The organism is Alcanivorax borkumensis SK2 (assembly GCF_000009365.1).
Lineage (GTDB): Bacteria > Pseudomonadota > Gammaproteobacteria > Pseudomonadales > Alcanivoracaceae > Alcanivorax > Alcanivorax borkumensis.
Genome location: NC_008260.1, coordinates 1,353,062 through 1,363,841, shown reverse-complemented (window position 1 = coordinate 1,363,841; position 10,780 = coordinate 1,353,062). Strand labels below are relative to the sequence as shown.

Below are 10,780 nucleotides of genomic sequence, written 5' to 3'. Positions count from 1 at the left end.
CAACGGGTTAAGCGTACGCAACGTGATTACGTCGATATGGTCATCAGGACTAGCATCCTGGTGCCCCAGAGCGTCTCAGTCGGGATCTTGCCGTGCCTAAACCGCTGACCCCAGAACAACGTATCAAGGAGCTTGAAGAAAAGCTGCGGCTCACTGAGCAGAAAGCCCAATTCTTCGAAGCCTTTGTTGATGTGATGGAGAAAAATTACGGGGTGCCCGTAAAAAGCAGCCCGGCAAGCCCTCATCCAAGAACACGTTGCCGAATTGACGATTAGCGGGACAGGCCGCTTTCTGGGAATCAACCGTCAAGCTTGGTATCAGGCTGATCGACCGCAGCAGATCCGGGAGGCTCAGGAGTAGAAGGAGCTGAGTTTCGTACTATTTCTCCGGCGCTTCCAGCCCCGTATTGGTACCCGCAAGCTTCACTATCTTCTGCACCCGCAACGGGATAAAGCACTGCATCTGGGCCGTGACCGTTTGTTCCTACTGTTACGCACCCGGCGTCCTCTAATGGCACGTCGGCGGGCTTATCATAAGACCACACACCGTCGTCACCACTTGCCTCGCCACCCCAATCTCCTCAAGTCTGGGCCGGAACAGGTTTCGGCAACGGCCAGATAAGGAACCGTTAATCCACCGCTCAGATCGAGGCATCCAGTACTGCTGTGACCGTTACCCAAAAATCCATCGTAAGCATGATATTCAGTGCTCGATGACTGACGGCTACGATTGCTATCAGAATGCCCTGGCAGAGCGAATAAAGGGGATATTCAAGACTGAATTTTACTGGCGCAGCCTGGGGACTGGGATCAAGCCCGTACGATGGTCGATGAATCGGTGGCCCTCTATAACCATGACCCGCCGCATCTGGCTCTGAAATACAGCACGCCCGATGCAGTACAGCGGGCGTGTTGAGCCGAAATAGGTGACAACCTATTTCAGGACTAGACTCTGAAATCCTGCAAAAATGTTTATCCCTGCGCTAAGCGTGGGTTCAGTGTGTAACTTACCGTAAGGCTCGCTTGATCCAAGGAGTGAGACTTAATCTGCTCAGCCAGCGCTGCACCACTCAGGTCTTTCTCTTCAGGCAACGCCGGCACATCCAGTGCATAAACGGTAAAAACATAACGGTGGACGATGCTGTCATTCCAGGGTGGGCACGGGCCGTCGTAACCAAAGTATTGCCCTTCCATATCAGCATCACCTGCAAACCAACCCGTGTAATCATTTAGCCCATGGCGCTGACCATCTGGCGCAGCGGGCCCAGGTTTACCTTTCGGAGTCACTTTATTACAGTGGCTACCCTCACGAATTTCACTCTGTTCAGCAGGAATGTTGAACAGAGTCCAGTGATAAAAATCCACCCGTGGCAAGTCAGCCGGAACCTCTCTGTCATCCCTGTTCACATCATCTGCTGCACTAGGCGCATCCGGGTCCACGCACACAATGGCAAAGGAACGCGTCCCTTCAGGAGCACCTTTCCAAGCTAAATGCGGGTTAATATTACTGGCTAAGGATACATGGGTGTCCGGGTTTATCGTCGCAAAGGCAAATTTTTCCAGAATCGGCGCCTGATCGGTGAGGCTGTTGCTGAGTAACTGCATGGATAATCTCTCCTTGTTGCACTACATGCCTACGGTATCAGCCATGCGGGCAATAACCGCTATTTCAAGTTGCTGGAGCCAAGCGCCTCATCTGCAGCCAAGATAAAATAACAAGGCGTGTGGCTGAAACAGACATTGCTCGCCCTTGGCCGCCCAGCGAATAACTACAGCGCAGTTTTCAAGGCAAATCGTGCCAGACACTCATACGTCGGCAACGGCTCAGCCCACTCACTACGATATAGCCACAGCGCGTTAACCGGCAACACCCACTCACCCATAGTCTGAAAAGACGTCACCGCAGCCCCAGGCCTAGCCAGAGTAATATGTGGCCGAAACGACCTGCTCTCCAACGGCAAGCCGTGAAATTCAAGACACTCCTCCAGGCCAGCGTGGAGCTGCTGAAGCGGCGAACTGGCCTTCCCTGTTAACGCAATAAACGGCCCTTGATCACGGGGAAACGGCTCACAGCGATCGAAGAGCTGTGCAAACGACGCATGCTTATCGGCCAGTGCTGACACCGATCCTTTTAAGCCATTCAGATCCGATGCGCTCTGTTCACCCAAAAACGCGAGGGTAAGGTGTAGATTTGCCGCGGGGGTAGCAAGCCCCATGCCCTGGGACAACATCCTGCATTGATCTGCAAGCGGTCGGACAACCGGAATCCCGATAAAACAACGCATATATCATTTTACTCCTTTTACCCTTTTGCCCTTTTGCCCTTCACGCTACTGGCATAGCGTCCAGACAGGGACAACGATAGAATGCCGCCCGATAACTGCGAAGCGCAGGAGCCCGTCCATCGCATACTGGCCCAGCCGCACGCTGATGACTATTCGCGCCGCGACGACGAACATTACCTCGGCACAGAGACGCAACCCAACCCCCGCATAACCCACAGCTCTGCCACCACCGGATACCGTGCCAATGAATGACCAACCACTAAAAGGTGCCTTGTTACTGGTACTGGGGGAAGGCCTGTTAGCCGTGATGGCAGCCATGGTCAAACACCTGTCGGACCATCTCGACACCGAGGTCATTGTGTTTGCCCGAAATCTGTTCGGGCTGATGTTTCTGCTGATGATAATCAGCACCCGTGGGGGCTTTGGCCAATTACGTACCCGCTTTGTGCATCTGCATCTGATTCGCGCCTTCACCGGCGTTAGCGCCATGTTCTGTTTTTTCTATGCCATAGGACACATTGCGCTGACCGAGGCGGTGCTGGTGAAAATGACCGTGCCATTTTTTCTCCCGGTAATCGCCTGGTTATGGCTTAGTGAACGTATTGGATTGCACACCTGGCTGGCCATTATCGCCGGATTTGTCGGGGTTGCTGTGATCATGCGTGCAGGACAAGGAGAAATTGACCCAGTGATGTGGGTGGCACTGGCCGGTGCCGCCATCATGAGCATTGCCAAGGTGAGCATACGCCGCATGGCCATATCCGAGCCGGCACAAAGAGTGGTGTTCTATTTTGCCCTCTTTGCCACCCTGTTTTCCGCCTTCCCCCTATTCTGGGCCAACACGATACCCGCTGGCTCCGACTACCTTTGGCTACTGGCCATCGGGCTTGTGGCCACCGGCGGGCAATACGCCATGACCACAGCCTACCAAATTGCCCGTCCCGGCCAAGTCGGGGTTTACAATTATTCCTCCGTCATCTGGGCCGCATTACTTGGTTGGATGTTCTGGGGGGAAACCTTAGTGCTAACAACAATCCTCGGGACCTTGTTGATTGTGGCTGCCGGAATCTGGAATCTTAAATCCCGTTAACCGTTGCCATAATTCCGCTAATGACTTTATAAAATGGCCCGTTAAGAAGGCTTCTTGACGATTATTTCCCCTATGCTTGGCTCAGCTTGGGTCGAGGTAATAAGCTTTATTTACCCTGCCCTTTACATCATAAGGCCGCCAGCCCCCCGGATGTCAGGCCATACAACGGAGAGTCCTGCATGCAACTGAAACACCTTTTTCTTTTTATTGTTTGTTCCTTTTTCCTCAGCGGCTGCGAAGACATAACGAACTGGGCTTACGAAAAGGGTCTGGCCATGGAGAAAAACCGCGCGGGCCTAAAGGACCAGATCTTGACCACCGCAGACGGCATCACTTGGCACATCCTAACCAGCGAGACGAGTGCTGAGCCTATCGCTGAAAAGGAAGCGGTATTACTGATTCATGGATTCAGTGCCGATTCCAGTAACTGGGTACGCTTTGCCAATGAACTTGAAGGCGACTTCTTTTTCATTGTGCCGGACCTGCCTGGCCACGGCGAAACCACGCGCAACCTGGACCTGACTTACACCATGAGCGCTCAGGCAACCCGACTGCTGACACTGATGGACGCGTTACAGATTCAACACTTCCACGTAGCAGGCAACTCCATGGGCGGCGCTATCTCTCTTGCATTGGCACAGCAAGCACCGCAGCGGGTTCTTTCCATAGGGCTGATCGATTCAGCCGGGCTGACCCGCCAAACCGAAGGGTTCAAGACAATTCTGGCAGATAGTAATAGCAACCCATTAATTCCTCATACCGCAGAACAGTTTCAAGCCACACTCCAATGGGCGATGGAAGAGCCACCCTACCTGCCAAGTTTTGTCGTGGATATCATGGGCAAGAAGAAGGCCGCTAATGCAGCGGTCGCGGAGAAAGTCTGGCGTGACCTCTTGGAGGACCCGGGCATGATGCTCGAAGACAAAAACGTACTGCCCTCCATCCAGATTCCGACGCTGGTACTGTGGGGCCGCGAAGATCGATTGCTCGGCGTAGATAATGTGGGAGCCTTTCTTGAAGAGCTACCTCAGTCTCGAGCCATTGTTCTCGATGGCATTGGTCACGTACCCATGGCCGAAGCCCCTGGCAAAAGCGCTGACGCATTCCGGGCGTTCTGGCGCGAAGTTCGCCCCTAAGCGCTTGCTGCAAACGTAAAGAGAGAGGTAAAACGCCCTCTCTTTCGATAATAACCAAGGCCAAAGAGCGTGGATAAGGCGCTCAACTGTGGGCATCAACGTTTCCCGTAATGTCCACGAACACTGCAGTGTGGAGGGCTCTTTGATTCCGGTATGGATGGGCCATTCACAAGAGTGGCTCTCTTGAAGGTGGCAGTGCCCGGCAAGCCAACAAAATACAAAGATAGCGTTCGTATCATTGGTTTTGGCCACGGGTGTCGCCATGCTTGCAAGGCGCCTGTGATTTGATACTTGAATCACAGCAGGCTTAACCGTACTGTTTCCAAACTTTGCCGCTGATGAGCGAACCATGTCAGGAACCGTTATACGTGCTGGAGACCCCCACACCATTCGCACCCGTGGCATTACCTTGCTGCGTTCCGGCCACAAGGAAATCCGGCGCCTGAAACGGGCAAACCACACGCCATCCATTCATGGCAATAAAATCTGGAATTCCAGCTACCTGATCATGGATCACCTTACCAAAAGCAAGGTGACTGCTGATCAGCATTTGATGGATATCGGCTGCGGCTGGGGCCCGTTATCCATTTTCAGTGCCAAGCGTTTCGGCTGCCAGGTAACCGCCGTGGATGCGGACCCGGATGTGTACCCCTATCTGGACCTACACGCCACCATCAATAAAGTTCAGGTAACGCCTCTCCAGACGCGGTTTGAAAAATTGACCAAGGCAAGGCTTGCAAATGTGGATATCGTCGTTGGTGCCGATATCTGCTTTTGGGATGAACTCACCCCTGTACTGTATAACCTTATTCGCCGCAGCTTGCGGGCCGGTGTTAAGCAAATTGTCATTGCCGACCCTGGTCGTTCCCCGTTCTATGCGCTGGCAGAGAAGTGCGAAGCGGGGAAACTCAACAGCCGCGTGGTTGAGCGCCGCACCCAAACACCAAAACCCCTTTGCGCAGATCTATTAATCATCGACAATTGAATTTTCCAGCCTCGCCACCATGTTCATCTCACGGACCATGGAAGTGACAGGATTATGACTGACAACGATACTGCCCATCACGATAACGACACTGCGCAACCGCTGTCCGGCAGCCTTTCCGTGCCGGACCACACGCCACCCCAGCGAATCTATTTGATTCCGGTCAAGCATCGCCCTTTCATGCCTGGGTTGGTGCAGCCTGTAATGCTTGATAAAAAACGCTGGCAACAAACTTTAGAGCGTGTAAGCCAAACCCCCCACCAATCGTTGGGCTTGGTGTACGTTGGCGAAAAAAACCCCGACTCGGTTAGCGTTGATGATTTTCCTGAGTATGGCTGCCTAGTCAAAGTTCATGCCCTCAATGAAGAGCATGATCAGTTCCAGCTAGTGGCTCAGGGCACGGCCCGTTTTCGGGTCAATACCTGGCTGAATCGTAAACGCCCCTTCATGGCGGAAGTCAGCTACCCGGAACCACGGGCGGATGCCGATGAAACCATCCGTGCCTATGGCATGGCAATCATCAACACCATTAAAGAACTACTGCCACTGAACCCTCTATACAATGAAGGTCTGCGGCACTATTTGCAGAATTTCTCCCCCAGCGAACCATCACCACTTACAGATTTCGCTGCCGCACTAACCAGTGCCAACGGCGTAGAGTTACAGACCATTCTAGAAACTGTGCCACTGAAGCCGCGCATGGAAAAAGTGCTCACTCTAGTTAAAAAGGAACTGGAGGTTGCCCGGCTGCAAAGCGAAATTTCTGACGAGGTGAACGAAAAGGTAAGTCAGCATCAGCGTGAGTTCTTCCTGCGCGAACAGCTGAAAATTATTCAGCGGGAATTGGGCCTGAGCAAAGATGACAAAACCGCGGAAGCCGATACTTTTCGCGAACGCATGGACGCCTTGTCACCGCCTGAGCCAGTAAAAAAGCGTTTTGATGACGAATTGCATAAGCTTTCCGTGTTGGAAACCGGCTCGCCAGAATACGGCGTTACCCGCAATTATCTTGACTGGCTAACCAGCGTGCCCTGGGGACAGTACACTGATGATAATCTAGACCTAGCACACGCACAGGCTGTGCTTTCAGAGCATCACACTGGTTTGAATGATGTCAAAGATCGCATCATTGAATTCCTTGCCGTGGGAGCCCTACGGGGGGAAGTCAAAGGCTCAATCATTCTTTTGGTAGGCCCACCCGGGGTGGGCAAAACCAGTATCGGTAAATCCATTGCCGATGCACTGGGTCGCCGTTTCTACCGATTTAGCTTGGGCGGTATGCGTGACGAAGCCGAGATCAAGGGGCACCGGCGCACCTATATCGGCGCCATGCCCGGCAAGCTGGTCCAGGCTTTGAAAGAAACCGGCACTAGCAATCCGGTGATTATGCTCGACGAAGTCGACAAACTGGGCCAGTCCTTTCAAGGCGATCCGGCCTCAGCGCTGTTGGAAGTGCTGGACCCGGAACAAAATCAGGATTTTCTCGACCATTACTTGGACGAGCGACTGGACCTGAGCCATGCCCTTTTCATCTGTACCGCCAACACACTGGACAGCATCCCCGGCCCTCTGCTCGATCGCATGGAGGTCATTCGTCTCTCCGGTTACATCACCGAAGAGAAAGTGGCCATCGCCCGGCAACACTTATGGCCTCGGTCACTGGAACGCGCTGGAGTAAAACCCGCTCAGCTACGAATCAGTGACAGTGCCCTGCGCCAGGTGGTCGAAGGCTATGCCCGCGAAGCAGGGGTAAGGAATCTAGAAAAACAGCTCAACAAGATCATCCGTAAAGCGGCAGTAAAACTGCTGGCCGGAGAGAAGAAAATCAGTATTTCCGGTAAAAACCTGACGGACTTCCTTGGCCAACCGTATTTCCAGACCGAGAAGACCCAACGGGGCGTGGGTGTCGTCACCGGCTTGGCCTGGACATCCATGGGGGGCGCAACCCTCTCCATTGAAGCCAACGTGGTGCACAGTAAGCAACGGGGCTTCAAACTCACCGGGCAGCTGGGTGATGTAATGAAAGAGTCTGCCGAAATTGCTTACAGCTATGTGGCGAGTAATCTTGAGCTGTTCTCCCTAAGCAAGGAACAGCTGGATGATGCCTTTGTGCACCTGCATGTGCCTGAAGGAGCCACCCCGAAGGACGGCCCCAGTGCTGGCATCACCATGGCTACGGCACTACTCTCACTGCTAATGAAAAAACGGGTCCCCCGTAAGGTTGCCATGACCGGCGAGCTTACTCTCACCGGCCAGGTGCTAGCGGTGGGAGGGATTCGCGAAAAAGTAATCGCCGCTCGGCGGGTAGGCATCAAGGAGATCATTCTTCCAGAGGCCTGTCGTCGCGATTTCGACGAACTCCCTGATTACCTCAAACACGGTCTCAGCGTACATTTTGCCGAACAATACAGCGATGTCTTCCGCATCCTCTGGGCCTGAGAGCTCACCCTACTATATCGTCCCCTTCTGCCATGAGCGGGTGGGGACGATATACCGCGATGAGCACCTCCTGCTCATCAACAAACCCGCCTACCTGTTAAGCGTGCCAGGGCGTGCACCAGAAAATAAAGACTGTGCCATTCGCCGTCTGCAGCAGCGTTACCCGGATATCCGGCTGGTTCATCGTCTAGACTTGGATACCTCTGGGATCATGGTGTTCGGGCTCACCGCCTTTGCACAAAGTAAGTTGAGCCGGCTATTTCAGCTTCGAACAGTAAAAAAACGCTATCAAGCGATTGTGCATGGGCTGGTTGAGAAGAACGCCGGCAGCATCGACCTTCCCTTGATCGCAGACTGGCCCAAGCGCCCCTTGCAGAAGGTCTGTCACGAGACAGGCAAAAACGCATTGACCCATTATCGCGTTCTGGAACGAGACATCCCTGGAAATCGCACTCGGCTAGCGCTGAGCCCAGTCACCGGGCGTAGCCACCAATTACGAATTCATTGCCGTGAACTGGGGCACCCGATCATCGGTTGCGACATGTACGCTCCTGCGGAAATCGAAGCACTGAGCCCTCGCTTATTGCTCCATGCAGAATGGCTGGCCTTCAACCACCCACTTACTGGATTGTGGCAAGAGTTCACGTCCCCCTGCCCTTTCTAACAGGATAAAGTCAGCTAACACCACTCTTCGCCATAATCGTGAAACAGTTCCTCTCCAGCTTTAATGGTTTTCAGGGCTACCACACTGAAATCATCGTAATAAACCACATTGGCGCGTTTACTGTGGTTGATGAATCGTAAGTCGCACAGAACCCGATAGCGTTCTTCACCATCGTCATCCAGCCACAAAACGTAGGGCCCGCTACCCTTAGCCCGTTTCACTTTGCATTGCCCCAATTCAGTATTGCGGGGAATATTCTGGCTCGCAAAAAGGCCCCGCCCGTGTACCGGACTTTCACGGACTTCAACCAGATCATCACGTAGATAATGTTCAGACATGTTTACGCTTTACCTTGCTGTGACTGCCATGGCATCTTGCCAGAAAATCATGAATGCTGTTAGCGAGGGTGGAACACCTTGGGGCCTGCAGAAAGGCCACCGTACTATCAGTAACCTGTTGCAGCCTTGCGACAACAAGGCCAAAACGAACGGTACAGCACCAGCCTACAGGGACATATGTTGTGAACATTGTGCACACTGGCAAAAATATTCTGCGCATGAATGAACTGGCCGCGATTCTGCTCAAATACGGTTTCGCCGATGTGATTCGCCGGCTTGGCCTTTCCACCCCGGTGGAGCATGCGGGGAAACTGGTTCGCAGCAGCATGAAGCCGGACATGCTTCGCATGGGCACCGCCCAACGGTTACGCCATGCCATGGAGGAAATGGGCCCCACCTTCGTTAAACTCGGCCAAGTTCTGGCAACCCGTGTGGATATGTTTCCCATGGACTGGATCACCGAGTTCGAAAAATTGCAGGATCAGGCACAACCCATCCCCTTCAGCACGCTGACACCTCACATAGAAGCCGCGCTGGGAAAACCCATCGACACCCTATTCTCACACATCAATCCAGACCCGATCGGGGTCGCGTCTATCGGCCAGGTACACAGCGCCCTGACCCGGCGAGGCCAAAAAGTAATTTTGAAGATCCAGAAGCCCGGCATCGGTGACAAGATCGACTCGGATCTTCGCCTCCTAGATCAACTGGCCAAACTGGCCGCCGATAACTCCATAGAACTACGTCGCTATCGCCCTGTGGAACTGGTGCGCGAATTCAAACGTTCATTAATTCGCGAATTGGACTTCACCATTGAAGGACGCAATGCAGAGCGTATTCGTAAAAATCTGAAGGAGTTTAAATGGCTCCGCATTCCCAAAGTATATTGGGAAATGTCATCGTCGACGGTTCAGGTTCAGCAACAAATTGAGGGGATTCCTGCTAAATCCGTGGAACGGCTTGAGTCAGCGGGATTAGACCGGGTATTAATCGCGCGTCGAGGCGCCTTGGCCGCATGGAAAATGGCGCTGGAAGACGGCTTTTTTCATGCTGATCCGCACCCTGGCAACTTTATCATTATGCCTGGGAACCGTATTGCCATGCTCGATTTTGGCATGGTGGGCAAACTCAGCGACAGTCGCCGTGAGCAAATCCTACAGATCACGCGGGCAATGGTCATGCGTGAAGCGGAGCAATGCGCCGGAGTGCTGGCGGGTTGGGCAGAGGGCCAACCCATCAAATTTGATCAGCTGGTTTCCGATGTAGAAGACGTGATCAACCAATATCACGGCGTCTCCCTCTCTCAGCTGGATATCTCCGCCCTGCTTAACGACATTACCGCCTTGGTGCGTAATCATAATCTGGTTCTACCCAGCGATATCGCTTTGCTCATCAAAGCGATTATCACCTTGGAAGGTTTCGGCCGGTTATTAAATCCGAACTTCGACCTGATTAGCGAAGCCGAGCCGCTTCTTAAGCGTATGATTCGCACCCGTTATTCCCCGCTACGGCTGGCCAAGAACCTTAGCCTGCGAGCATTGGACGTGGTGGATAAGGTATACGCCCCACCCCCCGTATCAGGCCAAACGTCCCCAGGGGAAACCGGCATTGATCCAAGGCATCTCGAACGGCTGATCACCCGGATTGAACGAGGTCAATATCGACAGGTACAAACCTTGCTTATAACAGGGGGATTGTTAGCCGGTGCTATCATGCTTAGTGGTCGAGTCCCACCTGCCCCTTGGGGAATCTCGGTGTTTGGCTTTATCATGTTTATTTCCAGTGCCGGCTGGGCTGCCTGGCTAATGTTTGTGTCCCGACGCTTTCTTCGGGAATGGGAGTAA

10 protein-coding genes and 1 pseudogene are annotated in these 10,780 nt (G+C 53.3%); 8 read left to right on the top strand and 3 right to left on the bottom strand.

Annotation, left to right across the window (positions count from 1 at the left end; all coding sequences use genetic code 11):
- The first annotated feature begins 92 nt into the window (after positions 1–92).
- The gene (locus ABO_RS14695; protein ID WP_208742144.1) at positions 93–275 is read left to right on the top strand and encodes a hypothetical protein; all 183 of its coding nucleotides are present in this window, start codon (positions 93–95) and stop codon (positions 273–275) included.
- Positions 276–622: 347 nt separating this feature from the next.
- A pseudogene (locus ABO_RS14690) lies at positions 623–915 on the top strand (integrase core domain-containing protein); the annotation flags it as partial.
- A gap of 56 nt (positions 916–971) precedes the next feature.
- Here the strand turns inward: ABO_RS14690 and ABO_RS06190 are convergent.
- Complete coding sequence (locus tag ABO_RS06190) at positions 972–1,604, bottom strand: YbhB/YbcL family Raf kinase inhibitor-like protein (RefSeq protein WP_011588483.1); 633 nt, start codon at positions 1,602–1,604, stop codon at positions 972–974.
- Between the two features lie 164 nt (positions 1,605–1,768).
- Entirely contained in the window at positions 1,769–2,284 is a 516-nt protein-coding gene (gene thpR / locus ABO_RS06185; RefSeq protein ID WP_011588482.1) for an RNA 2',3'-cyclic phosphodiesterase, read from the bottom strand.
- Between the two features lie 244 nt (positions 2,285–2,528).
- Between thpR and ABO_RS06180 the strand changes: the two genes are divergently transcribed.
- The 5 genes from ABO_RS06180 to ABO_RS06160 all read left to right on the top strand — a co-directional run bounded on the left by ABO_RS06180 (position 2,529) and on the right by ABO_RS06160 (position 8,598).
- Entirely contained in the window at positions 2,529–3,374 is an 846-nt protein-coding gene (locus tag ABO_RS06180) for a DMT family transporter (RefSeq protein WP_011588481.1), read from the top strand.
- A 179-nt stretch (positions 3,375–3,553) separates the two neighbouring features.
- On the top strand, positions 3,554–4,510 hold the full coding sequence (locus ABO_RS06175; protein ID WP_011588480.1) for an alpha/beta fold hydrolase: 957 nt from the start codon (positions 3,554–3,556) through the stop codon (positions 4,508–4,510).
- 349 nt (positions 4,511–4,859) lie between these two features.
- Positions 4,860–5,495: a class I SAM-dependent methyltransferase gene (locus ABO_RS06170; protein ID WP_011588479.1), complete on the top strand. Its 636-nt coding sequence runs from the start codon at positions 4,860–4,862 to the stop codon at positions 5,493–5,495.
- Between the two features lie 54 nt (positions 5,496–5,549).
- On the top strand, positions 5,550–7,934 hold the full coding sequence (gene lon / locus ABO_RS06165) for an endopeptidase La (RefSeq protein WP_011588478.1): 2,385 nt from the start codon (positions 5,550–5,552) through the stop codon (positions 7,932–7,934).
- Positions 7,935–7,983: 49 nt separating this feature from the next.
- On the top strand, positions 7,984–8,598 hold the full coding sequence (locus ABO_RS06160; protein WP_101234989.1) for a pseudouridine synthase: 615 nt from the start codon (positions 7,984–7,986) through the stop codon (positions 8,596–8,598).
- Positions 8,599–8,612: 14 nt separating this feature from the next.
- Here the strand turns inward: ABO_RS06160 and ABO_RS06155 are convergent, their stop codons facing one another.
- Positions 8,613–8,936: an SET domain-containing protein gene (locus ABO_RS06155; RefSeq protein ID WP_011588476.1), complete on the bottom strand. Its 324-nt coding sequence runs from the start codon at positions 8,934–8,936 to the stop codon at positions 8,613–8,615.
- Positions 8,937–9,118: 182 nt separating this feature from the next.
- Between ABO_RS06155 and ABO_RS06150 the strand changes: the two genes are divergently transcribed.
- Positions 9,119–10,780 (top strand): AarF/UbiB family protein, encoded by a 1,662-nt coding sequence (locus ABO_RS06150; RefSeq protein WP_041704931.1) that lies wholly within the window; start codon positions 9,119–9,121, stop codon positions 10,778–10,780.

Excerpts from the sequence above, each read along its gene's own strand:
- thpR (WP_011588482.1), bottom strand. The coding sequence starts at position 2,284 with ATGCGTTGTTTTATCGGGATTCCGGTTGTCCGACCGCTTGCAGATCAA.
- lon (WP_011588478.1), top strand. The coding sequence starts at position 5,550 with ATGACTGACAACGATACTGCCCATCACGATAACGACACTGCGCAACCG.
- ABO_RS06175 (WP_011588480.1), top strand. The coding sequence starts at position 3,554 with ATGCAACTGAAACACCTTTTTCTTTTTATTGTTTGTTCCTTTTTCCTC.
- ABO_RS06190 (WP_011588483.1), bottom strand. The coding sequence starts at position 1,604 with ATGCAGTTACTCAGCAACAGCCTCACCGATCAGGCGCCGATTCTGGAA.
- ABO_RS06155 (WP_011588476.1), bottom strand. The coding sequence starts at position 8,936 with ATGTCTGAACATTATCTACGTGATGATCTGGTTGAAGTCCGTGAAAGT.
- ABO_RS06180 (WP_011588481.1), top strand. The coding sequence starts at position 2,529 with ATGAATGACCAACCACTAAAAGGTGCCTTGTTACTGGTACTGGGGGAA.
- ABO_RS06170 (WP_011588479.1), top strand. The coding sequence starts at position 4,860 with ATGTCAGGAACCGTTATACGTGCTGGAGACCCCCACACCATTCGCACC.